At 73.1% G+C, this 25,251-nt stretch carries 23 protein-coding genes; 20 read left to right on the forward strand and 3 right to left on the reverse strand.

The genetic code is table 11. From position 1 onward, the window contains the following. The first annotated feature begins 31 nt into the window (after nucleotides 1–31). The 6 genes from ABUW04_RS07840 to ABUW04_RS07865 all read left to right on the forward strand — a co-directional run bounded on the left by ABUW04_RS07840 (nucleotide 32) and on the right by ABUW04_RS07865 (nucleotide 5,845). Entirely contained in the window at nucleotides 32–1,534 is a 1,503-nt protein-coding gene (locus ABUW04_RS07840) for an NAD(P)H-hydrate dehydratase (RefSeq protein WP_380563704.1), read from the forward strand. A 110-nt stretch (nucleotides 1,535–1,644) separates the two neighbouring features. Continuing rightward, nucleotides 1,645–2,223: a L,D-transpeptidase gene (locus ABUW04_RS07845; protein ID WP_380563705.1), complete on the forward strand. Its 579-nt coding sequence runs from the start codon at nucleotides 1,645–1,647 to the stop codon at nucleotides 2,221–2,223. Between the two features lie 167 nt (nucleotides 2,224–2,390). Then, nucleotides 2,391–3,575 (forward strand): alanine racemase, encoded by a 1,185-nt coding sequence (gene alr / locus ABUW04_RS07850; protein WP_380563917.1) that lies wholly within the window; start codon nucleotides 2,391–2,393, stop codon nucleotides 3,573–3,575. Further along, nucleotides 3,572–4,987, forward strand: a complete 1,416-nt coding sequence (locus ABUW04_RS07855) for an alpha/beta fold hydrolase (protein WP_380563706.1) — start codon at nucleotides 3,572–3,574, stop codon at nucleotides 4,985–4,987. The genes alr and ABUW04_RS07855 overlap by 4 nt, the downstream gene beginning before the upstream one ends. A gap of 65 nt (nucleotides 4,988–5,052) precedes the next feature. Next, complete coding sequence (gene tsaE / locus ABUW04_RS07860) at nucleotides 5,053–5,571, forward strand: tRNA (adenosine(37)-N6)-threonylcarbamoyltransferase complex ATPase subunit type 1 TsaE (RefSeq protein ID WP_030251488.1); 519 nt, start codon at nucleotides 5,053–5,055, stop codon at nucleotides 5,569–5,571. 94 nt (nucleotides 5,572–5,665) lie between these two features. Then, on the forward strand, nucleotides 5,666–5,845 hold the full coding sequence (locus ABUW04_RS07865; protein WP_380563707.1) for a hypothetical protein: 180 nt from the start codon (nucleotides 5,666–5,668) through the stop codon (nucleotides 5,843–5,845). 9 nt (nucleotides 5,846–5,854) lie between these two features. Here ABUW04_RS07865 and ABUW04_RS07870 read toward each other — a convergent pair whose 3' ends face one another. After that, nucleotides 5,855–6,421 (reverse strand): hypothetical protein, encoded by a 567-nt coding sequence (locus tag ABUW04_RS07870; protein ID WP_380563709.1) that lies wholly within the window; start codon nucleotides 6,419–6,421, stop codon nucleotides 5,855–5,857. A 78-nt stretch (nucleotides 6,422–6,499) separates the two neighbouring features. Here ABUW04_RS07870 and tsaB point away from each other — a divergent pair, with 78 nt between their 5' ends. The 4 genes from tsaB (at nucleotide 6,500) to ABUW04_RS07890 (ending at nucleotide 9,826) form a co-directional block, all read left to right on the forward strand. Beyond that, complete coding sequence (tsaB, locus tag ABUW04_RS07875) at nucleotides 6,500–7,174, forward strand: tRNA (adenosine(37)-N6)-threonylcarbamoyltransferase complex dimerization subunit type 1 TsaB (protein WP_380563710.1); 675 nt, start codon at nucleotides 6,500–6,502, stop codon at nucleotides 7,172–7,174. Beyond that, a complete protein-coding gene (gene rimI / locus ABUW04_RS07880) occupies nucleotides 7,171–7,725 on the forward strand; it encodes a ribosomal protein S18-alanine N-acetyltransferase (RefSeq protein WP_380563712.1) in 555 nt (184 codons plus the stop codon). The genes tsaB and rimI overlap by 4 nt, the downstream gene beginning before the upstream one ends. After that, nucleotides 7,718–8,800, forward strand: a complete 1,083-nt coding sequence (gene tsaD, locus ABUW04_RS07885) for a tRNA (adenosine(37)-N6)-threonylcarbamoyltransferase complex transferase subunit TsaD (RefSeq protein WP_380563713.1) — start codon at nucleotides 7,718–7,720, stop codon at nucleotides 8,798–8,800. The genes rimI and tsaD overlap by 8 nt, the downstream gene beginning before the upstream one ends. 138 nt (nucleotides 8,801–8,938) lie before the next feature. Continuing rightward, nucleotides 8,939–9,826 carry a polysaccharide deacetylase family protein gene (locus tag ABUW04_RS07890; protein ID WP_380563714.1) on the forward strand — a complete coding sequence of 296 codons (888 nt, stop codon included), beginning with the start codon at nucleotides 8,939–8,941 and terminating at the stop codon, nucleotides 9,824–9,826. Here ABUW04_RS07890 and ABUW04_RS07895 read toward each other — a convergent pair. Next, complete coding sequence (locus ABUW04_RS07895) at nucleotides 9,823–11,013, reverse strand: THUMP-like domain-containing protein (RefSeq protein WP_380563716.1); 1,191 nt, start codon at nucleotides 11,011–11,013, stop codon at nucleotides 9,823–9,825. The two genes, ABUW04_RS07890 and ABUW04_RS07895, sit on opposite strands and share 4 nt — an antisense overlap. A gap of 219 nt (nucleotides 11,014–11,232) precedes the next feature. Between ABUW04_RS07895 and groES the strand changes: the two genes are divergently transcribed. The 3 genes from groES (at nucleotide 11,233) to ABUW04_RS07910 (ending at nucleotide 14,449) form a co-directional block, all read left to right on the forward strand. Then, nucleotides 11,233–11,541 (forward strand): co-chaperone GroES, encoded by a 309-nt coding sequence (gene groES, locus ABUW04_RS07900; RefSeq protein ID WP_030251468.1) that lies wholly within the window; start codon nucleotides 11,233–11,235, stop codon nucleotides 11,539–11,541. Nucleotides 11,542–11,667: 126 nt separating this feature from the next. After that, nucleotides 11,668–13,299, forward strand: a complete 1,632-nt coding sequence (gene groL / locus ABUW04_RS07905; RefSeq protein WP_030251466.1) for a chaperonin GroEL — start codon at nucleotides 11,668–11,670, stop codon at nucleotides 13,297–13,299. 151 nt (nucleotides 13,300–13,450) lie between these two features. Continuing rightward, nucleotides 13,451–14,449 (forward strand): LysR family transcriptional regulator, encoded by a 999-nt coding sequence (locus ABUW04_RS07910; protein ID WP_030251464.1) that lies wholly within the window; start codon nucleotides 13,451–13,453, stop codon nucleotides 14,447–14,449. Between the two features lie 60 nt (nucleotides 14,450–14,509). Here the strand turns inward: ABUW04_RS07910 and ABUW04_RS07915 are convergent, their stop codons facing one another. Further along, entirely contained in the window at nucleotides 14,510–14,887 is a 378-nt protein-coding gene (locus tag ABUW04_RS07915; RefSeq protein WP_380563717.1) for a WhiB family transcriptional regulator, read from the reverse strand. Nucleotides 14,888–15,394: 507 nt separating this feature from the next. On the opposite strand from ABUW04_RS07915, the gene ABUW04_RS07920 reads away from it, so the two are divergent. The 7 genes from ABUW04_RS07920 (at nucleotide 15,395) to ABUW04_RS07950 (ending at nucleotide 24,998) form a co-directional block, all read left to right on the forward strand. Further along, nucleotides 15,395–16,006 carry a response regulator transcription factor gene (locus tag ABUW04_RS07920; RefSeq protein WP_030251459.1) on the forward strand — a complete coding sequence of 204 codons (612 nt, stop codon included), beginning with the start codon at nucleotides 15,395–15,397 and terminating at the stop codon, nucleotides 16,004–16,006. 293 nt (nucleotides 16,007–16,299) lie between these two features. Then, nucleotides 16,300–16,938, forward strand: coding sequence for an RNA polymerase sigma factor ShbA (gene shbA / locus ABUW04_RS07925; RefSeq protein WP_030251448.1), 639 nt, complete (start codon nucleotides 16,300–16,302; stop codon nucleotides 16,936–16,938). Between the two features lie 225 nt (nucleotides 16,939–17,163). Beyond that, nucleotides 17,164–18,666 carry an IMP dehydrogenase gene (gene guaB / locus ABUW04_RS07930; RefSeq protein WP_380563719.1) on the forward strand — a complete coding sequence of 501 codons (1,503 nt, stop codon included), beginning with the start codon at nucleotides 17,164–17,166 and terminating at the stop codon, nucleotides 18,664–18,666. Nucleotides 18,667–18,761: 95 nt separating this feature from the next. After that, nucleotides 18,762–19,886 (forward strand): GuaB3 family IMP dehydrogenase-related protein, encoded by a 1,125-nt coding sequence (locus ABUW04_RS07935; RefSeq protein ID WP_030251441.1) that lies wholly within the window; start codon nucleotides 18,762–18,764, stop codon nucleotides 19,884–19,886. A gap of 126 nt (nucleotides 19,887–20,012) precedes the next feature. After that, entirely contained in the window at nucleotides 20,013–21,722 is a 1,710-nt protein-coding gene (locus ABUW04_RS07940) for a glycerol-3-phosphate dehydrogenase/oxidase (protein WP_030251438.1), read from the forward strand. Between the two features lie 47 nt (nucleotides 21,723–21,769). Further along, entirely contained in the window at nucleotides 21,770–23,551 is a 1,782-nt protein-coding gene (locus ABUW04_RS07945) for a serine/threonine-protein kinase (RefSeq protein WP_380563720.1), read from the forward strand. Nucleotides 23,552–23,627: 76 nt separating this feature from the next. Then, a complete protein-coding gene (locus tag ABUW04_RS07950; protein ID WP_380563721.1) occupies nucleotides 23,628–24,998 on the forward strand; it encodes a hypothetical protein in 1,371 nt (456 codons plus the stop codon). Nucleotides 24,999–25,251: the final 253 nt, after the last annotated feature.

Here is a 25,251-nt window from a genome sequence, read left to right on the forward strand (position 1 = left end):
ATCCGGGTCGTCGGCGGCTGAGGAGTGGGCCATGCGGTATGCGCACACGGTGGAGCGGGTGCGGGCGGCGGAGGAGTCGCTGATGCGGCGGCTGCCCGAGGGCGCGCTGATGCAGCGGGCGGCGGCCGGACTGGCGGCCACCTGCCTGCAGTTGCTGGCGGGGGGAGCGGAGCGGGGAACCGGCCGAAGGGGCCGCGGCAGCCGCCGGGTCTACGGCAGCCGGGTGGTGCTGCTGGTCGGCAGCGGGGACAACGGTGGTGACGCCCTGTTCGCCGGCGCGCGGCTGGCGGCGCGCGGGGTCCGGGTGACCGCGGTGCTGCTGGCGGGGGAGCGGACCCATGCCGCCGGGTCGGCGGCCCTGCTCGGCGCCGGGGGCGTGCTGACGCAGGATCAGGCCGCGGGGCTGGCCGAGCTCGGGCGGGCCGACCTGGTGGTCGACGGGATCGTGGGTATCGGCGGCCGGGGCGGCCTGCGCGATTCGGCGCTGCCGTACGTACGGGCGGCGGAGCGGGCGGGGGTGCCGGTGGTGGCGGTGGACCTGCCCAGCGGGGTGGACGCGGACACCGGCGAGGTGGCCGGTGCGGCCGTGCGCGCGACGGTGACGGTGACCTTCGGGACGCACAAGCCGGGGCTGCTGGTCGACCCGGGGGCGCAGTACGCGGGCGTGGTGCGGCTGGTGGAGATCGGGATCGAGCCGGGCCCTGCCGCGGTGGAGGCGCTGCAGCACACGGACGTCGCCGGGCTGCTGCCGCGGCCCACGGCCGAGAGCGACAAGTACCGGCGCGGGGTGGTCGGCATCGCGGCCGGCTCGGACCGGTACCCGGGGGCGGCCGTGCTCGCGGTCTCGTCCGCGCTGCACGGTGGCGCCGGCGCGGTGCGCTACGCCGGTCCGGCGGCGGCCGAGGTGGTCCGGGCGCATCCGGAGGTGCTGGTGACCCAGGGCGGCCCGAAGGCCGCCGGACGGGTGCAGGCCTGGGTGGTCGGCCCCGGGCTGTCGGACGGTCCGGAGGCCGAACGCACCCTGGAGGAGGCGCTGGCGGCGGGCGTGCCGGTGCTGGTGGACGCGGACGGCCTGCGGCTGCTGGCCCGCCGGGGCGCGGCGCCGCGTGCCGAGCTGCTGCTCACCCCGCACGCCGGGGAGGCGGTGGCGCTGCTGGCCGGGGCCGGGGTCGAGGCGACCCGGGAACAGGTCGAGGGGGCGCGGATCGGCTACGCGCGCCGGATCGCCGAGCTCTACGGCTGCACGGTGCTGCTCAAGGGCTCCACCACGGTGGTCGCCGGACCCGATCCGGCGGCGCCGGTCCGGGTCAATCCGACCGGAACGTCCTGGCTGGCCACCGCGGGCAGCGGCGACGTGCTCTCCGGGCTGGCCGGGTCGCTGCTCGCGGCCGGGTTGGCGCCGGTCGACGCGGGTTCGGTGGCGGCCTATCTGCACGGCCTGGCGGCGCGGACGGTCGGCGAGGGCCCGGTCACCGCCGCGGAGGTGGCGGCGGCGCTCCCTGCGGCGTGGCGCGGGGTGACCGGGGCGGCCTGATCCGTACTGTCCGAAGCGGAACAGGCGTCCCGCCGGCCGAGCGTGACGGTGTGCCGGCTTCGACGGACAGCGGGAAAGGGAACGGTGAGGGCAGGGTGCAGGAGGGCAGGGTGCTGGAAGGCAGGGTGCAGCCGACCAGGAGGGTCCGGCGGGCGGGGGGCCGGCTTGCCGGCCTGCGGCGGGCGGTGGTGCTGCTCGCGGTGGCGGGGACGGCGGCGGCCGGGATCGTCACCGGCGGGATCGTCGCGGGCGGTGGCGCCCGGGCGCAGGCCGCCGCCGGGCCGAACGCCTCCGGGCCGAACGCCTCCGGCCGGTGTCCCACCACTAAGGGCCGGATCGCCTGCGTGGACCTGACCCACCAGCGGATGTGGGTGCAGGTCGGCTCCCGGGTGGTCTTCGGCCCGGTCCCGGTCCGGACCGGTCGCCGGGGCCATGTGACCCGCACGGGGCTGTGGCACGTCTACTGGCGCGACGCCCACCACCGGTCCTCCCTCTACGGCGGCGTCGCCATGCCGTACAGCCAGTTCTTCTCCGGCGGCGAGGCGTTCCACGCCGTCCAGGAGGCCATGTCCACCCCGCCGGGCTCGCACGGCTGCGTCAACCTGAGCAACCGGGACGCCCGAGCGCTGTGGGGCGTGCTCCGGCTGCACGACCCGGTCGAGGTGTTCGGCCGCAAGCCCGGTACCTGACCGGCGTCCCACCGGCGTCCGACCGGCGTCCCAGCGCCGCCGACCCGGTCCGGCCGGGTCCGGGCCCGCCGTCGACCGGACTCCCGGGAGCCGCCCGCGGTCTGGGACAATGTCCGGCAATGGACTCCAACCTCCCGGGGAGCAACCCCCCGGACTCCCAGCCGGCGATGCGCGCCGAAGCCCTGGTCGACCTGGCGGCGCTGCGGGGGAACCTCGACGCCCTGCGCGCCCGTACCGGGTCGGCCGCGGTCATGTCCGTGGTCAAGGCCGACGCCTACGGCCACGGACTGGTGCCCTGCGCCCTGGCGGCGCTGGACGCCGGGGTGACCTGGCTGGGTACGGCGACGCCCGAGGAGGCGCTGGCGCTGCGGGCGGCCGGGATCACCGCCGACCGGGCCAGGGTGCTCTGCTGGCTGTGGACCCCCTCGGGGCCCTGGGAGCAGGCCGTGACCGCCGAGATCGACATCTCGGTCAGCGGCGAGTGGGCGCTGCGCGAGGTCCTGGCCGCGGTACGGGCCACCGGCCGTCCGGCCAGGATCCACCTCAAGGCCGACACCGGGCTGGGCCGCAACGGCGCCCAGCCGCACGATTGGCCCGCCCTGGTCGCCGCCGCCCGCGCGGCCGAGGCCGAGGGGCTGCTCACCGTCGCCGGGGTCTGGTCCCACTTCGCCTGCGCGGACGAGCCGGGCCACCCGGCCAACGAGGCCCAACTCGCGGCCTTCCGCGAGGCGCTGGCGGTCGCCGAGGCGGCCGGGCTGCGTCCCGAGGTCCGCCATCTCGCCAACTCCCCGGCCACGCTGCTGATGCCGGAGGCGCACTTCGACCTGGTCCGGGCCGGGCTGGCCCAGTACGGCCTGTCCCCGGTCCCCGAGGTGGGCGGCCCCGCCGACTTCGGGCTGCGGCCGGTGATGACCCTTCAGGCCAGGCTGGCCCAGGTCAAGTCGGTCCCGGCCGGACACGGCGTCAGCTACGGCCACACCTACACCACCGCCGGCGGGACCACGCTGGCGCTGGTCCCGGTCGGCTATGCGGACGGCATCCCCCGGCACGCCAGCAGTACCGGACCGGTCTGGCTGGGCGGCAAGTGGCGCACCGTCGCGGGACGGGTCGCGATGGACCAGTTCGTGCTGGACCTGGGCGGCGACCAGGCCGAGGTCGGCGACCTGGCGGTGCTGTTCGGCCCCGGCGACCGGGGCGAGCCCACCGCCGAGGACTGGGCCAGGGCCTGCGGGACGATCTCCTACGAGATCGTCACCCGGATCGGGGTAAGAGTCCCCCGGCGCTATGTCGGGGCCCTGGGCGGGGCCTTGGGCGGAACCCCGGTCGAGCGCCTGGAGGGCGGTGGCGGATGAGCAGCGAGGAGGGCGGCCTCGCCGGAGCGGCCGCCGGAGCCGCGGTCGAGGCGGTCCAGCAGGTCAGGGCGGCGGCCGGTTCGGTGGCGAGCGATGTCGCCGCGGGCCGCTGGCGCCGGGCCGGGCTGGTCGGGCTCTCCCTGGGCGTGGTCGCCGCGGGCGCCGCCGCCGGTGTCGCCGTCGAGCGCCTCACCATCGGACGGGACATGCGCCGCCGGGCGGGCGCCGAGGTCGAGGCCGCCGCGACCTTCGGCTCGCTGCGCGGCCGGCCGCGCACCGTCGCCGCCCCCGACGGCACCGAGCTGTACGTGGAACTGGACGGCAGCGGCTGGCAGGACGGGCCGCAGACCCCGCCCGCCGCCGTTCCGGCCGAGGCCTCCGCGCCCCGCAAGGGCTGGCTGGGCCGGTTCCGCCCCGGCGGCGGCACCTCCTCCGCGGGACCGCTGGGCGGGGTGCTCTCCGGCGTGGGCAGCATGCTCGGCATGGTGCCCACACCACCGCTGACCGTGGTCTTCTGCCACGGCTACTGCCTCAACCAGGACTGCTGGCACTTCCAGCGGGCCGCCTTCCGCGAGGGCCTGCGGCTGGTGTTCTGGGACCAGCGCAGCCACGGCCGCTCCGAGCGCAGCCGGAGCCACCTGGCCGGCGAGCCCGCCAGCATCGACCAGCTCGGCGGCGACCTCAAGGCGGTGATCGACGCCGTCGCCCCGACCGGGCCGCTGGTCCTGGTGGGCCACTCGATGGGCGGCATGACCGTGATGGCGCTCGCCGACCAGCACCCTGAACTGTTCCGCGAGCGGGTGGCCGCCGTCGCCCTGCTCGGCACCACCGCCGGCGGCTGGTCCGGCGTCACCCTGGGCCTGCCCGCCTACGGGGCGAAGATGCTGCACCGGGTCGCCCCGGGAGTGCTGAAGGCGCTCGGGCGGCAGCGCGACCTGGTGGAGCGCAGCCGCCGCCTGGGTAGCGACCTGACCTCGGTGGTCTACCGCAAGTTCTCCTTCGGCCGCGAGGACGTCGACCCGGCCGTGGAGCGCTTCGCCCAGCGGCTGCTGGAAGCCACCCCGATCGACGTCGTCGCGGAGTTCTTCCCCGCCTTCGACCTGCACGAGAAGACCACCGCGCTGGCGGCCTTCCGCGACATCCCCACCCTGGTCATGGGCGGGGCCAAGGACCTGCTCACCCCGCCCCGGCACAGCGAGGCCATCGCCGCCGAACTCCCGGACGCCGAGCTGATCATCGTCCCGGACGCCGGCCACCTGCTCATGCTGGAGCTGCCCGACCTGGTGAACACCCAGCTGGCGCTGCTGCTGGAGCAGGCCGCCCGGGGCTCGGGCGCACCGCTGCCGCAGCCGGTACGGGACCTCGCGCTCGGCACCGTCCCGGCCGTGGCCGTGGACGAGTCCCTGACCTGATGCGACCTCACCTGATGTGACCTGACCCGACCGCCGAGCACCCCGTCGAAAGGACCCACCGCACCATGGCCAGCAGCCGTACCACCGTGACCGTGCCCGACGCCGCGGCCATGCAGGACCTCGGCCGCGGGCTGGCCCCGCTGCTGCGCCCGGGCGACCTGGTGCTGCTCTCCGGCGAGCTGGGCGCGGGCAAGACCACCCTCGCCCGGGGCCTCGGCGCCGGCCTGGGCGTGCGCGGCGCGGTCACCTCGCCGACCTTCGTCATCGCCCGGGTGCACCCCTCGCTGACCGGCGGCCCGGCCCTGGTGCACGTCGACGCCTACCGGCTCGGCGGCGGCCTGGACCAGATGGAGGACCTGGACCTGGACGTCTCGCTGACGGACTCGGTGGTGGTCGTGGAGTGGGGCGAGGGCCGGGTCGAGGAGCTGTCCGAGACCCGTCTTGAGGTACGCATCGAACGGGCCCTGGGCGACGAGGCCCCGGACGAGGGCGAGGGCGACGACGAGCGCCGGGTCACCCTCACCGGTCTGGGCGACCGCTGGGCAGGCACCGACTGGGGCGTGCTGCGGCCTGCCGGCGTCTGAGCCCCGACAAGATCCCGGCCCCTGGTTGTTATTCCGACGCGCTGTCGGGAAGATGGTGCATGCCAGCACTTGGAAGCCGGTCACGGGAGGCGACATGTCCGGTACGACCCCCCGCCCCGGCGGGGACGAGCAGCCCGTCGGTGTGGCCGCCCTGCTGGCCGCGACGGGCGCGGCCGCAGCCGTGAGCACGCCGCCGACGGAGCCGGAAGCGGAGCAGGAGACGGCGGGCGAAGCGCCCGGGTTGATCGTCCTGGAGTCGCGCGAAGCCGCCTGACCCGCGCGGTCAGGCGACGACGACGACCTTGCTGCCGGCCACGGTGAAGTCGAACAGGGCCTGGCCGTCGCCCAGGGTCTCCCTGATGCCGCCGGTCTTCTTGGCCGGGTCCGGAGCCGGGGTGGTGCCGTCCGTCGCCGAGCTGAAGCCGAAGACGGTGGAGCCGCGCTGGGCGAAGATCACCACGTTCTTGATCTCCACACCGTCCGAACCATGCCTGGTGTCGGCGCTGTGGGAGTACACGTTGTAGGTCCCGACGCTGGGGCTCAGGGTGCTGGGCTGGACCGTGAAGGTGCGGGCGGCGGTGCCCGCCGCGGTCACCAGCCAGACCCGCTTGGCGCCCAGCGCGTACACCACCCGCTTGCCGGTCCCCGAGCGCGCCGGGACGGCGACCGGCTTGGGGGCGCTCGCCTTCGCCGATGCGCCCGCCGCGGCGGAGGCCGAGGCTCCGGGCTTGCCGGAGGCGGCCGGGGTCACGTTGGCCGAGCTCTTGGCCTGCAGCGCCAGCACGGTGACAAGCGCGAGCGCAGACGCCGTCAGGGTGGTGACGACAGCGCCCGTACCGATCCTTGCCACTCTGTCCTCCAGCGGTGGTTGCCCTCAGCGGAGTCCCAGCTTCTCATCCCGTATCCCCGGAACGTCTAACCTGGTGCCGTGCTTCTGCTTGCGTTCGACACCGCGACCCCCGCCGTCACCGCCGCGCTCCTGGACACGGACGGCGGGGTGGTCCTCGCCGCCGAGGACCAGGTCGACGCCCGGCGCCACGGTGAGCTGCTGCTTCCCGCCGTCGACCGGGTGCTGCGCACCGCCGGGGTCGGCAAGGAGCAACTCGGCGCGCTGGTGGTGGGCGTCGGTCCGGGCCCGTACACCGGGCTGCGGGTGGGGCTGGCGACGGCCGCCGCGCTGGGCCACGCCCTCGGCATCCCGGTGCACGGCGTCTGCACGCTGGACGGCATCGCCCACGCCGCCCGCCTGGCGGGCCTGCAGGGCCCCTTCACCGCCGCCACGGACGCCCGGCGCAAAGAGGTGTACTGGGCCTCCTACGACGCCGCAGGCGCTCGCGTGGACGGTCCGCACGTGGACCGTCCGGCCGAGGTCGCCGAACGGCTCGGGCAGGTGCCGGCCGTGGGCGCCGGCGCGCTGCTGTACCCGGAGGTGTTCCGGGACGTGCCCGCGGGCATGCCCGAGCACCAGTCCGCGGCGGCGCTGGCGTCCTACGCGGCCGCCGAGCTCGCCGCCGGACGCCCGCTGCTCGCGCCGACGCCGCTGTACCTGCGCCGTCCGGACGCCGAGGTGCCCAAGAACTACAAGACGGTGCTCCCGGCATGAGCCCAGGCACCCACCCCGGCCCGGACGCCGTCCCGGCCCTGCGGGAGATGCGCTGGTGGGACATCGCCCCGGTGCTGGAGCTGGAGCGCGAGCTGTTCCCGGAGGACGCCTGGTCGGCCGGGATGTTCTGGTCCGAGCTCGCCGACACCCGGCACCCCCGCGCCACCCGTTGGTACACCGTCGCCGAGGACGCCGCGGGGGCGGTCGTCGGCTACGCCGGGCTGATGGCGGTGGCCGGCAGCGGGGACGTGCAGACCATCGCCTCGGCCACGCCGTACTGGGGCAGCGGTCTGGGCGGACGGCTGCTGGCCCGGCTGATCGACCAGGCCGCAGCGGCCGGCTGCGAGGAACTGCTGCTGGAGGTCAGGGTCGACAACCCGCGCGCCCAGCGGCTCTACGAGCGCTTCGGGTTCCGGCCGATCGGGATCCGGCCCAAGTACTACCAGCCCTCCGGGGTCGACGCCCTGGTGATGCGGCTGGACGAACTCGGAACGAAGCACGCCGCCACGAAGAACCACGACAACGTAGGAGCACTGAGCCAGGATGGCTGACGAACCGCTGGTCCTCGGCATCGAGACCTCCTGCGACGAGACCGGCGTCGGCATCGTCCGGGGCACCACCCTGCTCGCCGACGCAGTCGCCACCAGCGTCGAGGAGCACGGCCGCTTCGGCGGCGTGGTCCCGGAGATCGCCAGCCGGGCGCACCTGGAGGCGATGGTCCCCACCGTCCAGCGCGCCCTGGACCAGGCCGGGATCAAGGCGAGCGACCTGGACGGCATCGCCGTCACCGCCGGCCCCGGCCTGGCCGGCGCGCTGCTGGTCGGCGTCTCGGCCGCCAAGGCCTACGCCTACGCCCTGGACAAGCCGCTGTACGGGGTGAACCACCTGGCCTCGCACATCTGCGTGGACCAGCTGGAGCACGGACGGCTGCCCGAGCCGACGATGGCGCTGCTGGTCTCCGGCGGGCACTCGTCGCTGCTGCTGACCTCCGACATCACCAGCGACGTCCGCTCGCTGGGCTCGACCATCGACGACGCGGCGGGCGAGGCCTTCGACAAGGTCGCCCGGGTGCTGGGCCTGGGCTTCCCGGGCGGCCCGGTGATCGACCGCTACGCCGCCGAGGGCGACCCGGCGGCGATCAGGTTCCCGCGCGGGCTGAGCGGTCCGCGCGACCCTGCCTACGACTTCTCCTTCTCCGGGCTGAAGACCGCCGTCGCCCGCTGGATCGAGGCCCGGCGGCGGGCGGGCGAGGAGGTGCCGGTGCGGGACGTCGCGGCGTCCTTCCAGGAGGCGGTCACCGATGTGCTGACCCGCAAGGCGGTCCGGGCCTGTCTGGACCAGGGCGTGGAGCATCTGATGATCGGCGGCGGGGTGGCCGCCAACTCCCGGCTGCGGGCCATGGCGCAGGAGCGCTGCGAGCGCGCCGGCATCGAGCTGCGGGTGCCCCGGATGAAGCTCTGCACCGACAACGGCGCGATGGTCGCCGCCCTGGGCTCGGAGATGGTGTGGCGCAACCGCCGGCCCTCCGCCTTCGACCTGTCGGCGGACTCCTCGCTGCCGGTGACCGAGACCCACGTCCCGGCCGCCCCGGTCTCCCACGACGAGCTGCACCGGATGTCGGAGTAGAGGTCGGAGTAGGTCGGAAAAGGTCGGAGCAATCCTTACCTGTTTGGTTACTGGGAACTGTCTGGGAGTCGCTAACGTCCTGTTCGTGCGTATGCGCATGCGTACGAACGGGCACGTCGGGCGGGGAGTGGACAGACGGTGGAACGGCACGGCAGGGCCCTGGGCACGGCAGCGGGGGCACTGGCCCTGACGGCGTTGGCGACGGCGTGCGGCGCGGGCGGCGGTGCGACCCCGACGGGCAGTCCCACGGCCGGAGCGGTGCCCGTGGTCGCCCCCTCGTCCGCCGCGACCCCGACCGCCTCCGCGGATCCCACGGCGATGTCCACCGATCCGGCGCTCTGGTCCAAGTGGGGCCTCAAGCCGATGCGGCCCTCGCCCGCGCCGCCCGCCGACAAGCCGATCAAGCTGACGAGGACCGGCAAGGTCCCGGTCTTCCGCTCTGTGCCGACCGACCAGAAGGTGGTCTTCATCACCCTGGACGACGGCGCCGAGAAGGACCCGCGCTTCGTCGCGATGATGCGCGACCTCAGGGTCCCGTTCACGATGTTCCTGATGAACGACACCATCAAGGACGACTACGGCTACTTCAAGCCGCTGCAGGCGCTGGGCAACAGCATCCAGAACCACACCCTGCACCACCCGGCGATGAGCACCGTCTCGGCGGCCCGGCAGCGGGAGGAGGTCTGCGGCGACCAGAAGGTCATCACCACCGAGTACGGCGTCGCGCCCTTCCTGTTCCGCCCGCCCTACGGCGACGGCGCCTACTCGTCCACCCTCAACTCCTCGGTCCAGGCCTGCGGTCCGCGCGCCATCGTCTACTGGAAGGAGACGATGCAGATAACCGGCCTGCAGTACCAGACCGGCGACCGGAAGCTCCAGGACGGCGACATCATCCTGGCCCACTTCCGCGGCCCCTCGGAGCTCAAGGGCGAGACCATGACCGCGATGTTCGTCAACCTGCTGAAGCGGATCCAGGAGCAGGGGTTCACCGTGGCCCGGCTGGACGACTACATCCGGAAGCCCTAGCCCGCCGGGGGAGTCGCCGGCTGACCCAGCAGCATGGTCGGGGCGCCGGCGACCCGGGTCAGGAAGACCGTGCAGGAGTTCGGCCCCTCCGGCTTGAGCTTGCGGCGCAGTTCCTCGGGCTCGACGGCGGAGCCGCGCTTCTTCACCACCACCGTGCCGACCCGGCGTTCGCGCAGCAGGGCCTTGAGCTTCTTCAGGCCGAAGGGGAGCACATCGGTGATCTCGTAGCCGGTGGCGAAGGGCGTGGGGCGCAGCTCATCCGCCGTCAGATAGGCGATGGTGGGGTCGATCAGGGCCGCGTCCAGCTGCTCGGCGACCTCGGCGACCAGGTGGGCCCGGATCACCGCGCCGTCCGGCTCGTAGAGGTAGCGGCGGACCGGTACGGCCTCCGGGTCCGGGAGCCGACCACCCGTGAGGGTGACGCCGGCGGGAAGCAGGGTCGCCCGATGGGGTTGTCCCTGGGCGGGCCCGGTGCCGAACCAGAGCACGGCCTCCTTGACGTCCCCGCCGTCGGAGACCCACTCGGCCTCGGCGCCCTCGGGGACCGCCTCGTGCGGGATGCCGGGGGCCACCTTGAGGGCGGCGAACCGGGTCTGCAGCGCGGCGCCGACGGCCCAGCTCAGCGGCGGTGAGTAAGCCTCGGGATCGAAGATCCTGCCGCGTCCTCCACGCCGTGCCGGATCGACGAACACGGCGTCAAAACCGTTCAGCGGCACGTCCGCCACATCGCCGCAGTGCTGCTCGATCAGGCCGTCCAGGCCCAGTGCGGTGGCGTTGGCCTCGGCGACCGCGCAGGTCAGCGGGGAGCGGTCGACGGCGAGCACCTCGATGCCGGCCCGGGCCAGGGCGATCGCGTCGCCGCCGACGCCCGAGCAGAGGTCGGCGAGGCGGCGCACCCCCAGCGCCTTGAAACGCTCCGCGCGCCATGTGGCGACGCTGGTGCGGGTGGCCTGCTCGACCCCGTCCGGGGTGAAGTACATCCGGGCCGCGTCGGCGGCGCCGAACTTCGCCGCCGCCCGCTGCCGCAGCCGGGCCTGGCCGATCGCCGCCGACACCAGCTCCGCGTCGTGGTCGCGCCGCAGCCGGGTCGCGACCGCCAGCTCCTGCCCCGGCGAGTGGTCCGCCAGCTCGGCCAGCAGGGCCTGGCCCTCGTCGGTCAGCAGGGCACGGAACGATTCGATCTCCACCGCACCATCATCCACCGCGTCCCGGTCATCGAATAAGCGCGTCGTTGGCACTCTGGTTGACTGAGTGCTAACCGCGGCCTAGTGTCGTCGTTGGCACTCTCCCCCGGAGAGCGCTAACCGCGAGAGGGCAGGTCCGGCACCGCGACGACGGGCTTGCACCACACCTCTGGCACCCAAGACATGTATCACCCCGTGATCTCCGAAGGGGGAGGTCGGAACGTGACGACCACCAGCTCCAAGGTTGCCATCAAGCCGCTCGAGGACCGCATCGTGGTCCAGCCGCTCGAGGCCGAGCAGACCACGGCCTCTGGCCTGGTCATCCCGGACACTGCCAAGGAGAAGCCCCAGGAGGGCGTCGTCCTGGCCGTGGGCCCGGGTCGCTTCGAGGACGGCCAGCGTCTGCCGCTCGACGTCGCCGTCGGCGACATCGTGCTGTACAGCAAGTACGGCGGCACCGAGGTCAAGTACAACGGCCAGGAGTACCTGGTCCTCTCGGCCCGCGACGTGCTCGCGATCGTCGAGAAGTAGGCAGTACCGCACTACTGCAGCACCAGCTGACGCTGACCGCAGAGTCGTGACCCCGCCCGGGCCCCCAGTCTTCACTGTGTGAGACCGGGTGTCCGGGCTCGGTTGTTTGAGAGGGAAACCCTAAGCATGGCGAAGATCCTGAAGTTCGACGAGGACGCCCGCCGCTCGCTCGAGCGTGGCGTCAACAAGCTGGCCGACACCGTGAAGGTGACGCTCGGCCCCAAGGGCCGCAACGTCGTCATCGACAAGAAGTTCGGCGCCCCGACCATCACCAACGACGGTGTCACCATCGCCCGTGAGGTCGAGCTCGACGACCCGTACGAGAACCTTGGCGCGCAGCTCGTCAAGGAGGTCGCGACCAAGACCAACGACATCGCGGGTGACGGCACCACCACCGCGACCGTCCTGGCCCAGGCCCTGGTCAACGAGGGTCTGCGCAACGTCGCCGCCGGCGCGGGCCCCTCGGGCCTGAAGAAGGGCATCGACGCCGCCGTCAAGGCCGTGTCGGACCACCTGCTCTCGGTCGCCCGCGAGATCGACGGCAAGGAGGACATCGCCGCTGTCGCCGCGCTCTCCGCGCAGGACCAGCAGGTCGGTGACCTGATCGCCGAGGCCATGGACAAGGTCGGCAAGGACGGTGTGATCACCGTCGAGGAGTCGAACACCTTCGGCCTGGAGCTCGAGTTCACCGAGGGCATGCAGTTCGACAAGGGCTACCTGTCGCCCTACATGGTCACCGACCAGGAGCGGATGGAGGCCGTCCTGGAGGACCCCTACATCCTGATCCACCAGGGCAAGATCTCCTCGATCCAGGACCTGCTCCCGCTGCTGGAGAAGATCCTCCAGGGCGGCGCCAGCAAGCCGCTGCTGATCATCGCCGAGGACGTCGACGGCGAGGCGCTGTCCACCCTCGTGGTGAACAAGATCCGCGGCACCTTCAACGCCGTCGCGGTGAAGGCCCCCGGCTTCGGCGACCGCCGCAAGGCCATGCTCGGCGACCTGGCCACCCTCACCGGTGCCACCGTCATCGCCGAGGAGGTCGGCCTCAAGCTCGACCAGGCCGGTCTGGAGTCCCTGGGCTCCGCCCGCCGGGTCACCGTCTCCAAGGACAACACCACCGTCGTCGACGGCGCCGGTGACTCCTCCGAGGTGGCCGGCCGGGTCGCGCAGATCAAGGCCGAGATCGAGAACACCGACTCGGACTGGGACCGCGAGAAGCTGCAGGAGCGCCTGGCCAAGCTGGCCGGCGGGGTCTGCGTGATCAAGGTCGGCGCTGCCACCGAGGTCGAGCTCAAGGAGAAGAAGCACCGTCTCGAGGACGCCATCTCGGCGACCCGCGCGGCGGTCGAGGAGGGCATCGTCGCCGGTGGCGGCGCCTCCCTCGTGCACTCCCAGAAGGTGCTCGACGGCGGGCTCGGCCTGTCCGGCGACGAGGCCGTCGGTGTCGCGGTGGTCCGCCGCGCGCTGGTCGAGCCGCTGCGCTGGATCGCCCAGAACGCGGGCCTCGAGGGCTACGTCATCACCACCAAGGTGGCGGAGCTGGACGAGGGCCAGGGCTACAACGCCGCGACCGGCGAGTACGGCGACCTGATCAAGGCCGGCGTCATCGACCCGGTCAAGGTGACGCGCTCCGCGCTGCAGAACGCCGCGTCGATCGCCTCGCTGCTGCTCACGACCGAGACCCTGGTCGTCGAGAAGCCGGCCGAGGACGAGGGCGACGCGGGCCACAGCCACGGTGGGCACGGCCACAGCCACTAGGTCGTAGCGCGCCGATCGGGGCGCGGGGAGCTGTCTGCGGCGGGTGCACCCTTCGGGGTGGCCTGTCGCGCAGTTCCTCGCGCCCCTTGGCGTTTCATAAGCGTGTGCACAGGTTTCGGTCCGGTGTCATAGGGGCGCTTATGCTGGGGGGATGATCGAGGCCCGCCATCTTCGTGTGCTGCGCGCCGTCGCGCGGACCGGTTCGTTCTCCGCGGCCGCGCGGGAGCTGGGGTACACCCAGCCCGCGGTGAGCCAGCAGATGAAGGCGCTGGAGAAGTCGGTGGGGACCCCGCTGGTGGTCCGGGTCGGGCGCGGGGTGCAGCTCAGCGAGGCCGGCGAGGTGCTGGTGCGGCACGCCGCCGGGATCCTGGCGGGGCTCACCGCGGCCGAGGAGGAGCTGGCGGCGATCGCCGGGCTGCGGGCCGGGCGGGTGCGGCTGGTGTCCTTCCCCACCGCGAGCTCGACGCTGGTGCCGGCCGCGGTGGCCGGGGTGCGCGAGGCGCAGCCGGGCATCCGGGTCTCGCTGACCGAGGCCGAGCCGCCCGAGTCGCTGGCGATGCTGCGCGGCGGGGACTGCGAGGTGGCGCTGGCCTTCCGCTACCCGGGACGCGTTACAGAGCTGCATCTGCCGCTGGACGACGCGGGCGGGTCGCGGCGGCAGGCGCGGGCCGAGGCGGTGGTGGAGGCCTCGGTCTCGGCGGCCGCCTGCGACTGGTCCGATCTGGTGGTCCGGCCGCTGCTGGAGGACCGGCTGGTCGGCGTGGTCGCCGCCGGGCACCGGCTGGCCGGGCGCGGCGCCGACGATCCGGTGGAACTGGCCGAGCTGGCCGACGAGCAGTGGATCGCGGGGTGCCCGCAGTGCCGGGGCCATCTGGTGGACATGTGCGCCGAGGAGGGGTTCGCGCCCCGGATCGACTTCGCCACCGACGACTACCCCGCGGTGCTGGGCCTGGTCGGCGCGGGTCTGGGCGTCGCCGTGCTGCCGGAGCTGGCGCTGGCGTCGGTGCGGTCGGCCGGGGTGGCCGTGGTGCCGCTGGCCTCGGGGGTGTTCCGCGAGGTCGTCGCGCTCACGCTGCCGGACCTGGCGCAGGTGCCCGCGGTGGAGCTGATGCTGGACCGGCTGGCCCGGGTGCCCGTCCCGTCCCGCTGACGCGTTCGGGGGCGGGGACCCAGGCGGCTGAAGAAACGATTCTTCTTTTGTTTCCGCTGGTCAGCGCCGGACCGACTCGAAGACATCGGCGTTCAGGTCCACGTCCTCGTCCTCCTCGGCATCGGCATCGGCGTCCCGGTCGGCGTTGGCGCTCGGCCGGTGCCGGGTCCGACCCAGCAGCTCCTCGCGGTCGTCCTCGGTCAGACCGCCCCAGACCCCGTACGGCTCGCGTACGGCCAGGGCGTGGGTGGCGCACTCGGTGCGCACCGGGCAGCGGGAGCAGACCTCCTTGGCGGACTGCTCGCGGGAGCTGCGCGCAGCCCCTCGCTCGCCCTCGGGGTGGAAGAAGAGGGAGCTGTCGACACCGCGGCAGGCGGCGGAGAGCTGCCAGTCCCAGAGATCGGCGTTGGGGCCGGGGAGGCGGGAGAAGTCTGCCATTGCTGCTCATTCCCTCAAGTTGTTGTGCGGTCCGGTCCTAGTAGCTGAAAATATGACTCACATAGATCTAATCGGACAAGAGGCCATCAGCGTTGCATATGTGTCGTATGTTCTGAAAATCTCATAAAACGGACGAAGGGAGTAGCCGCGTGTCCTGCGACTGGGGGTACTCGTTGGGGCTGGAGGTAGGCCGAATGCGGCCGCCACGCCGGGTCCGGTCGACGGCTGCGGAGCCGTGTGCGACGTGCGTGCGCTGTGCGCGCGGCGCCTGTGCGCCGGAGTGCACTGCGCGGTGGATGATCCGTAACGGGTCGACCACATAGAGTGGTGGAGGCGATCGTCGGGCCCGTAACTCATTCGGGTGACGGTCGTTGGTTGTGCGGAGGCGGTCAGCGGGTCGGACGTCGGGGAAGACGTCTGTCGCCACGGCCGTGCCGGTGACGCTTTGTACCAGCTCGTACCAGCCAGGAGGCTCAACGTGACGCGGATCAGCTGCGGAGGACGGTCATGACTTCCGTTCTCGTCTGTGACGATTCACCGCTTGCCCGGGAGGCGCTCCGCCGTGCGGTCGCGACCGTGCCCGGTGTCGACCGGGTGACCACCGCCACCAACGGTGAGGAGGTGCTCCGCCGCTGGGTGGCCGACCGGTCCGACCTGGTCCTCATGGACGTGCGGATGCCCGGCCTCGGCGGTGTCGAGACCGTGCGGCGGCTGCTGTCCGCCGACCCGGGTGCCCGCATCATCATGCTCACCGTCGCCGAGGACCTCGACGGTGTGGCACTCGCGGTGGCCGCTGGCGCGCGGGGCTACCTGCACAAGGACGCCTCACGGGCGGAGCTGCGCGCCACGGTCACCCAGGCCCTCGCCGACCCGACCTGGCGGCTCGCGCCCCGGCGGCTGCGCTGCGCCGAGATGGGGGCCGCGCCGACACTGACGGCGCGTGAGATCCAGGTGCTGGAGGGGATGAGCCACGGTCGCAGCAACGCCGAGATCGGCCGGGAGCTGTTCCTCTCCGAGGACACCGTCAAGACCCACGCCCGTCGCCTCTTCAAGAAGCTCGGCGCGTCGGACCGGGCCCACGCCGTCGCCCTCGGCTTCCGCTGGGGCCTGGTGCGCTGACGGCGGTGTGCAGCCCCCGCCCGACGGGCGGGGGAGGGTTGCCCGGGTTCCGCCGGGTAGGCTCCGAGCGTGGCCCGTCCGCCACCTGGGGTCTGCGTGGGGGCGCGGGGGGTCGTTCCCCCGGAGACCGGAGCGCGGGGATTCCCGGCCGAGGGCGCACCATGGAGTACATGGACCGAATGCGGAGTCCGGCGGCCGGTGGGCGGGAGGGGTCAGTGGTGGCGCATAACGTTCCGATGCACAAGTCGGGGTGCGGTGCCGCGTTTTCCTCTGCGACCAGGCACCATGGACCGGTGCGTGACGACGAAGTGACGGCTGCCGCAGGCGGCGTCCAGACCACCGGTGGGGCTGCTGTTCCCATCGGTGCGCTCGTGGTCCGTGCGGTCGGCGGCGACGCCGAGGCCACCGACGAGCTGCTGGCCCGGGTCCACCCGCTGGTGCTGCGCTACTGCCGGGCCCGGCTGGTCCGGCTGCCCGGGGGCGCCCGGCACCATGTGGACGACGTGGCCCAGGAGGTCTGCCTCGCCGTGCTGTGCGCGTTGCCGCGCTACCGCGACCAGGGGCGTCCCTTCGAGGCCTTCGTGTACGGGATCGCCGCGCACAAGGTGGCCGATCTGCAGCGGGCCGCGATGAAGGGGCCCGGGCAGTCGGTGTTCCTCGCGGAGGAGCTGCCGGAGACCCCCGACGACGCGCTGGGGCCGGAGGAGCGGGCGCTGCTGAGCAGTGACGCGGCGTGGGCGCGGGAGCTTTTGGCCTGTCTGCCGGCCAGGCAGCGGGAGCTGGTGCTGCTGCGGGTGGCTGCGGGGCTGACGGCGGAGGAGACCGGGGAGGTGCTGGGGATGTCCGCGGGGGCTGTGCGGGTGGCTCAGCATCGGGCTCTTAGTCGGTTGCGGGCTTTGGCGTTGGGTGGGCCGGAGGGGCTGTCCGCGTAGCGGTGCGGCTTGTGCATGGTTGGCCGCGCAGTTCCTCGCGCCCCTGGGTGCTGCATGGCGGGGCGCCGGGAGAGTGTGGCGCTAAGCACATGAGGGGGTTGTGGCGCAAGAGGGCTTTCTGTGTACCGGTAGACTCAAGTATCGGTGCCTAAGCTGCCTTGCTGGAAGGCCCCCGGTGGCGCCGACGTCGAGTGGTTGATCGGGTCGGTACGGGAAGGTGCCCCAATGTCTTTGAATGCCGCAGGTGTCCCCGAGAAGTTCGCGATGCTCGGGCTCACCTACGACGACGTCCTGCTGCTCCCCGGAGCCTCCGAGGTGCTGCCGAACATGGTGGACACCTCGTCACGGGTGTCGCGGAACGTCCGGGTGAACATTCCTCTGCTGTCCGCCGCGATGGACAAGGTGACCGAGTCGCGGATGGCGATCGCCATGGCCCGTCAGGGCGGCGTCGGTGTGCTGCACCGCAATCTCTCCATCGAGGACCAGGTGAACCAGGTCGACCTGGTGAAGCGGTCCGAGTCCGGCATGGTCACCGACCCGATCACGGTCAGCCCCGAGGCCACGCTGGCCGAGGCGGACGCGCTCTGCGCCAAGTTCCGGATCAGCGGTGTACCGGTGACCGACCCGTCCGGGCGGCTGCTGGGCATCGTCACCAACCGTGACATGGCCTTCGAGTCGGACCGCAGCCGCCAGGTGCGCGAGGTCATGACCCCGATGCCGCTGATCACCGGAGAGGTCGGGATAAGCGGTGAGGACGCCATCGCCCGGCTGCGCCGCCACAAGATCGAGAAGCTGCCGCTGGTGGACGCGGAGGGCAGGCTCAAGGGCCTGATCACGGTCAAGGACTTCGTCAAGGCCGAGAAGTACCCGCTGGCCGCCAAGGACGCCGAGGGCCGGCTGCTGGTCGGTGCCGCGGTCGGTGCCAGCGCCGAGTCGCTGGAGCGGGCCCAGGCGCTGGCCGAGGTGGGCGTGGACTTCCTGGTGGTGGACACCTCGCACGGCCACAACAGCAACGCGCTGAGCTGGATGGCCAAGATCAAGTCCGCGGTGGACGTCGACGTGGTCGGCGGCAACGTCGCCACCCGGGACGGCGCCCAGGCGCTGATCGACGCCGGCGTGGACGGGGTCAAGGTCGGCGTGGGCCCCGGCTCGATCTGCACCACCCGGGTGGTCGCCGGCATCGGCGTCCCCCAGGTCACCGCGATCTACGAGGCGGCGCTGGCCTGTCGCGAGGCCGGCGTGCCGGTCATCGGCGACGGCGGCCTGCAGTACTCCGGCGACATCGGCAAGGCCCTGGCGGCCGGCGCCGACACGGTGATGCTGGGCAGCCTGCTCGCGGGCTGCGAGGAGTCGCCGGGCGAGCTGCTGTTCATCAACGGCAAGCAGTTCAAGTCCTACCGCGGCATGGGCTCGCTGGGCGCCATGCAGTCCCGCGGCCAGGCCAAGTCCTTCTCCAAGGACCGCTACTTCCAGGGCGACGTCAGCTCCGACGAGAAGCTGATCGCCGAGGGCATCGAGGGCCAGGTGCCCTACCGCGGCCCGCTGTCCGCGGTGCTGTACCAGCTGGTCGGCGGCCTGCGGCAGACCATGGGCTACGTCGGCGCGGGCACCGTCGCCGAGATGGAGTCCAAGGGCCGCTTCGTCCGGATCACCTCGGCGGGGCTCAAGGAGAGCCACCCGCACGACATCCAGATGACCGTCGAGGCACCGAACTACCACGGCAAGTAGCCGCGCGTTCCACCGGAAGGGCTGCCTCGGCGGCCCTTCCGTCGTTGTACGGGATACTGGGGCCTGGCAGTAGCAGGTTGAGCGAAGGGCTGGACGTGACCGAGATCGAGATCGGGCGGGGCAAGCGGGGCCGGCGGGCGTACGCCTTCGACGACATCGCCGTCGTACCGAGCCGGCGGACCCGGGACCCGAAGGAGGTCTCGATCGCCTGGCAGATCGACGCCTACCGCTTCGAGCTCCCGTTCCTGGCCGCGCCGATGGACAGCGTGGTCTCGCCGGAGCAGGCCATCGTCTTCGGGCAGATGGGCGGCCTGGGGGTGCTCAACCTGGAGGGGCTGTGGACCCGCTACGAGGACCCGCAGCCGCTGCTGGACGAGATCACCGAGGTCAAGGACGAGGCCGTGGCCACCCGGCGGCTCCAGGAGATCTACCGGGAGCCGATCAAGGCCGAGCTGATCGGCCGCCGGCTCAAGGAGATCCGTGACTCCGGCGTGGTCACCGCCGCCGCGCTGTCCCCGCAGCGGACCGCAGAGTTCTCCAAGGCCGTGGTCGACGCCGGGGTGGACATCTTCGTGATCCGCGGCACCACGGTCTCCGCCGAGCACGTCTCCGGCGCGGCCGAGCCGCTCAACCTCAAGCAGTTCATCTACGAGCTGGACGTCCCGGTGATCGTCGGCGGCTGCGCCACCTACACCGCGGCGCTGCACCTGATGCGCACCGGCGCGGCCGGCGTGCTGGTCGGCTTCGGCGGCGGCGCCGCGCACACCACCAGGACCGTGCTGGGCATCCAGGTGCCGATGGCGACCGCGGTCGCCGACGTCGCGGCGGCCCGGCGGGACTACATGGACGAGTCCGGCGGCCGCTACGTCCACGTCATCGCGGACGGCGGGGTCGGCTACAGCGGGGACCTGGCCAAGGCCGTGGCCTGCGGCGCCGACGCGGTGATGATCGGAGCGGCGCTGGCCCGGGCCAACGACGCGCCCGGCAAGGGCTTCCACTGGGGCATGGAGGCGGTGCACGAGGAGCTGCCGCGCGGAAAGCGGGTGGACCTGGGCACCGTCGGCAGCACCGCCGAGATCCTGCACGGCCCCTCGCACACCCCGGACGGCACCATGAACCTGTTCGGCGCGCTGCGCCGGGCGATGGCCACCACCGGCTACTCGGAGCTCAAGGAGTTCCAGCGGGTCGAGGTCACCGTGGCGCCCACCGCGCACCACTGACCGTTGTCCTTCCATCCACGTCCCCGGCGCGTTCCCGTGCCGGGGACGTGTGCTTTTCCCTGCGATTCTGGAGCAAAGCGGCAGACTTGCCGTGAGTAGGTCCTGTCGGAGCACACGGAGGCAGCCTTGCGTAGCGCGAAACTGGGACCGGCCGAGCGGGCGGGCGCACTGGCCCGGATGGCCGAGCAGGAACTCGACGTGCTGGTGGTCGGCGGCGGGGTGGTCGGTGCGGGGACGGCGCTGGACGCCGTGACCCGCGGCCTCGCGACCGGTCTGGTCGAGGCGAGGGACTGGGCGTCGGGGACGTCCAGCCGTTCCAGCAAGCTGATCCACGGGGGGTTGCGCTATCTGGAGATGCTGGACTTCGCGCTGGTCAAGGAGGCGCTGAAGGAGCGCGGGCTGCTGCTGGAGACGCTGGCGCCGCATCTGGTCAAACCGGTGCCGTTCCTCTACCCGCTGCAGCACCGCGGCTGGGAGCGGCCCTACGTCGGCTCCGGGGTGGCCCTGTACGACGCGATGTCGGTGGCCGGCGGCCACGGCCGGGGGCTGCCGGTGCACCGTCACCTGACCCGCCGCCAGGCCCTGCGGCAGGCCCCCTGCCTGCGCAAGGACGCACTGGTCGGCGCGGTGCAGTACTACGACGCGCAGATGGACGACGCCCGCTTCGTCACCACCCTGGTGCGCACCGCGGCCTCGTACGGGGCGCTGGCCGCCAACCGGGCCCGGGTGGTCGGCTTCCTGCGCGAGGGCGAGCGGGTGGTCGGCGCCCGGGTGCACGACCTGGAGCAGGGCGGCGAGTTCGAGGTGCGCGCCCGGCAGGTGGTCAACGCGACTGGGGTGTGGACCGACGAGACCCAGGCGCTGGTGGGCGAGCGCGGGCAGTTCCACGTCCGCGCCTCCAAGGGGATCCACCTGGTGGTGCCGCGGGACCGGATCCACTCCTCGACCGGGCTGATCCTGCGCACCGAGAAGAGCGTGCTCTTCGTCATCCCCTGGGGCCGGCACTGGATCGTGGGCACCACCGACACCGAGTGGAACCTCGGCAAGGACCACCCGGCGGCCAGCAGCGCCGACATCGAGTACCTGCTCGACCATGTGAACTCGGTGCTGGCGGTGCCGCTGACCAGGGAGGACGTCGAGGGCGTCTACGCCGGGCTGCGCCCGCTGCTGGCCGGGGAGTCGGACGCCACCTCCAAGCTCAGCCGCGAGCACGTGGTGCAGCACGCGGTGCCGGGGCTGGTGGTGGTGGCCGGCGGCAAGTACACCACCTACCGGGTGATGGCCGAGGACGCCGTGGACGAGGTGGTGCACGGGCTGGATCAGCGGGTCGCGCCGTCCTGCACCGAGCGGGTGCCGCTGCTGGGCGCCGAGGGCTACCAGGCGCTGTGGAACGGCCGGGCCGAGCTGGCCCGGCGCAGCGGACTGCACATCGCCAGGATCGAGCACCTGCTGAACCGCTACGGCTCGCTGGCCGAGGAGGTGCTGGCGCTGATCGCCGAGGACCCCACGCTGGCTGACGCACTGTCGGGCTCGGACGACTACCTGCGCGCCGAGGTGGTCTACGCGGCCCGCTACGAGGGCGCCAGGCACCTGGACGACGTGCTGGCCAGGCGGACCCGGATCTCCATCGAGACCTTCGACCGCGGCACCGCCGCGATGGTGGAGACGGCCGAGCTGATGGCCGGTGAACTCGGTTGGGACAAGGGGCAGGTGGACCGCGAGGTGGAGCACTACCGGAAGCGGGTGGAGGCGGAGCGCGAGTCGCAGCAGCAGCCCGACGACCTGACCGCGGACGCGGCCCGGCTGGGGGCGCAGGACATCGTGCCGCTGGGGTAGGGGAGGATTGGTACGTACGTACCGAAGGTGGAGGGGACCTCATCCGGATGACCAACGAGCGTGCCAGTGCCCAGCAGGCCGAAGCCCGGCAGGCCGGTGCTGAGAAGTCCGGTGCCGAGAAGTCCGGGGCGAAGGCGGCAACGCCCGCGGAAGGCGGCGGCGCGGCGGCCGGTCGGCTGCTCGCCGGCCGCTACCGGCTGGCGTCCGTGCTCGGGCAGGGCGGTATGGGTACGGTCTGGCGTGCCAAGGACGAGATGCTGGGCCGCGACGTCGCGGTGAAGCAGCTGCGGCTCACCGGGGTGGACGAGGACGAGCGGCATCGGCTGATCGCCCGCGCCCTCACCGAGGCCAAGGCGATCGCCCGGATCCGGCACACCGCCGCCGTCACCGTCTACGACGTGGTCGAGGAGGACGACCGGCCGTGGATCGTGATGGAGCTGGTCGAGTCGCGCGCGCTGAGCCAGGTGATCCGCGAGGACGGGGTGCTGACGCCGCGCCGGGCCGCCGAGATCGGCCTGGACCTGCTGGGGGTGCTGACCGAGGCGCACCGCTCGGGGATCCTGCACCGGGACGTCAAGCCGTCCAATGTGCTGATCGGGCACGACGGCAGGGTGGTGCTGACCGACTTCGGCATCGCCCGGGTCGAGGGCGACCCCTCGGTGACCTCCACCGGGATGCTGGTCGGCGCCCCCTCCTACATATCGCCGGAGCGGGCCCGCGGCCGGATACCCGGCGCCCCGTCGGACCTGTGGTCGCTCGGGGCGACGCTGTACGCGATGGTCGAGGGGCACCCGCCGTACGACAAGGGCTCGGCGCTGTCGACGCTGACGGCGGTGATGACGGAGGAGCTGGCGCCGCCGAAGGGCGGCGGCGCGCTGGTCCCGGTGATCGAGGGACTGCTCCGCAAGGACCCGGACGACCGGCTGAACGAGGCCGAGGCCCGGCGGATGCTGCAGGCGGTGCTGGACCAGCCGGACGAGCCGGTGCCGGCGCCGGTCACCGGGGCGCAGCCCGAGCAGACCCGGATCCAGCCGGTCCCGCCGCTGCCGCCGTCCGGGGTGCGGCACTCCGTCCCGTACGGGCCGGCGACGCCCTACGGGACGCCGACCGTGTCGACGGCGGGGCGGCGCCGGGTGCGGCCGCTGCTGGTCCTGCTGGTGCTGCTGCTGGTGGTGGCGATCGGGGTGGTCGCGGCCGTGGCCGCCGCCCGGAACGGCAACCACCGGAACGCCTCCCGGGGCGCCTCGGTGCAGGGGAGCACGGTGGCGTCCGTCTCGGCCTCGGCCTCGGCGTCCGGGGCCGCCTCGACGGGAGCCGGTACGGGCACAGGCTCGGGCTCGGCTGCGGCCGGCTCGGCTGCCTCCTCCGCCGCCTCGGGGACCGCAGCGGCCGGGGCGTTCCACCGGGTGCAGGGCCCGGGCGGCTCCACGGTGGAGATCCCGGTCGGCTGGACCCTGGTGAGCAGCAGCGGCACCAGCTGGAAGTACCACGGACCGGCGGGGACACTGCAGTTGGACGCGACCAGCACCCCCGGCAGCAGCGCGGTCGGCGCCTGGCGCACCGAGGAGGCGGCGATCTCCGGCGGCTTCCCCGACTACCGGAGGGTCGCCCTGCGGACCGTCGGCTACCGCGACGGTTGGGACGCCGCCGACTGGGAATGGACCTACTCCCACGCGGGGACGACGCTGCACTCGCTCAACCGCGGCTTCGTCACCGACGCGCACCACGGCTACGCCATCTACTGGACCGCCCCGGACGCCACCTGGAAGGACGCCAGGAACCAGCAGCTCCTGAACCGTTTCTTCTCCAGCTTCCAGCCTGCGGGCTGACGGCTCGTCGGGACGTACGCTGAGGTCGAGCACTCGCGTGCGGACGGGCGGACGGGCTGACGAGGGAGGTGGCGGCATGAGCAGGACGGACCGGACGGCCAAGGCGGACCGGACGGCCAAGGCGGATCGGACGGCCAAGGCGGGCAGGGCCGCCAGGACGGGGCGGGGCGCCCGCGGCGCCGTTCCGGCTCCCCGGGCGGCGGCCGGCGGCCGGGTGCTCGCCGGGCGCTACCTGCTGGAGGGGCGCGGCCAGGAGAGCGGTGCCGCGGCGCTGGACCAGCGCAGCGGCGCCGAGGTGCGGCTCGACGCCGTACCGCTGCCCGAACTGGTGCTGCCCTACGACCAGGTGGCGCTCGCCGCGCAGGCCGACAGCACCGTCGGCCGGGCGCTGACCCAGGCGACCTATGTCGCCGGGATCGTCCCCGACCACCCCCGGCTGACCCAGGTCTTCCAGGTCTTCGACGAGAACGGCTACCTGTGGGTGGCGGGGGAATCGCTGCCGGGGGTCCCGCTGCGGACCCTGCTCGACCGCGGCCCGCTGTCGCCCTACCGGGCCGCCGAGATGGGGCACGACCTGCTCTCGGCGCTGCGGGCGGTGCACGCCGTCGGCCTGGTGCACGGGAACCTCACCCCGGACACGGTGACGGTGTGCGCCGACGGCACCGCGCTGGCCGGCGGACTGGTGGTGGGAGCGGCGCAGGAGGCGCTCTGCGGCGGCCCCGGGGCGGAACTGCCGGCCGCCGGTGTGCCGGACATCCCCTGGTCGCTGGCCAGGGTCCGGGCCAGGGACGCCAGGGCGGTGATCGTCGGGGCGGTCGCCGAGCGCTGGTCGCCGGAGCAGGCCGGTCCGCAGCCGATGGACGCCGAGGCGGTGGCCGCCGGCGGTGCCGCCGGTACCGGAACTGGGGTCGGCCCCGAGGCGGACGCCTGGGCGCTGGGGGTGCTGCTCTACCGCTCGGTGACCGGTGCGTCCCCGTTCCCGGAGCAGGACACCGAGGAGCTGTTCGCCGCCGCGCGCTCCGGCCGGATCCGATTGGTCGGCGGCGATCCCCACCCGGCGATCGCCGCCAGGGGATCGGCCCGGCAGCCGGGCCGGCCGCCCGCCCCGCTGCCGGAGTGCGGCCCGCTGGGCCCGCTGGTGCAGGCGCTGCTGCGGCCCGACCCCGCCGAGCGGCTGGGACTGCCCGAGGCGGCCGAGCAGATACGACGGCTGCTGGTCCGCGCCCCGGAGCCGATCGACCAGGACGAGCTGCTCACGGTGGCCGCGCTGCTGCCGGCCCGCCGCGGGCGCGGCGAGGTGCTGGAGCATCCGGACTTCCCGCACGAGTCGCACCATCGACACGCCGCACCGCATCGGCACCCTGCGTTACTGGGCGTGATGCTGATCAGTGGCATCATGCTCTTCGTCCTCATTGCCCTGATGGTGACCGTTCTGGTGGCCCGCTGACCGGTTCCGGACCATTACAGGCCGGTCACATGAGTCACCCCGGCTATCCAGCAGACCCGGGTGTTGCCTAGGCTGTGCAGCAAACCCTGGGGTTGTCGTGCAGTGCCACCGGCTGATTCTTCTCGGACAGGCCAGTCGCCGCAGGCTTGGACGCAAACGGCAGGACACTGGCGAGGGGGCACGGTGGGTAGGGAAGAGGACTCGGTACTCGGGTCCGAGCGGGGTGAGGGGCGTGACGGACAGTCGTCGCGCC

It is taken from the genome of Streptacidiphilus jeojiensis, assembly GCF_042510965.1.
GTDB classification, from domain to species: domain Bacteria; phylum Actinomycetota; class Actinomycetes; order Streptomycetales; family Streptomycetaceae; genus Streptacidiphilus; species Streptacidiphilus jeojiensis.

Coding starts and splice junctions, on each gene's coding strand:
- rimI (WP_380563712.1), top strand. CDS start 7,171: ATGAGCCCAGGCACCCACCCCGGCCCGGACGCCGTCCCGGCCCTGCGG.
- tsaE (WP_030251488.1), top strand. CDS start 5,053: ATGGCCAGCAGCCGTACCACCGTGACCGTGCCCGACGCCGCGGCCATG.
- groL (WP_030251466.1), top strand. CDS start 11,668: ATGGCGAAGATCCTGAAGTTCGACGAGGACGCCCGCCGCTCGCTCGAG.
- ABUW04_RS07945 (WP_380563720.1), top strand. CDS start 21,770: ATGACCAACGAGCGTGCCAGTGCCCAGCAGGCCGAAGCCCGGCAGGCC.
- ABUW04_RS07840 (WP_380563704.1), top strand. CDS start 32: ATGCGGTATGCGCACACGGTGGAGCGGGTGCGGGCGGCGGAGGAGTCG.
- ABUW04_RS07950 (WP_380563721.1), top strand. CDS start 23,628: ATGAGCAGGACGGACCGGACGGCCAAGGCGGACCGGACGGCCAAGGCG.
- alr (WP_380563917.1), top strand. CDS start 2,391: ATGCGCGCCGAAGCCCTGGTCGACCTGGCGGCGCTGCGGGGGAACCTC.
- ABUW04_RS07855 (WP_380563706.1), top strand. CDS start 3,572: ATGAGCAGCGAGGAGGGCGGCCTCGCCGGAGCGGCCGCCGGAGCCGCG.
- ABUW04_RS07910 (WP_030251464.1), top strand. CDS start 13,451: ATGATCGAGGCCCGCCATCTTCGTGTGCTGCGCGCCGTCGCGCGGACC.
- guaB (WP_380563719.1), top strand. CDS start 17,164: ATGTCTTTGAATGCCGCAGGTGTCCCCGAGAAGTTCGCGATGCTCGGG.
- tsaD (WP_380563713.1), top strand. CDS start 7,718: ATGGCTGACGAACCGCTGGTCCTCGGCATCGAGACCTCCTGCGACGAG.
- ABUW04_RS07865 (WP_380563707.1), top strand. CDS start 5,666: ATGTCCGGTACGACCCCCCGCCCCGGCGGGGACGAGCAGCCCGTCGGT.
- ABUW04_RS07915 (WP_380563717.1), bottom strand. CDS start 14,887: ATGGCAGACTTCTCCCGCCTCCCCGGCCCCAACGCCGATCTCTGGGAC.
- ABUW04_RS07920 (WP_030251459.1), top strand. CDS start 15,395: ATGACTTCCGTTCTCGTCTGTGACGATTCACCGCTTGCCCGGGAGGCG.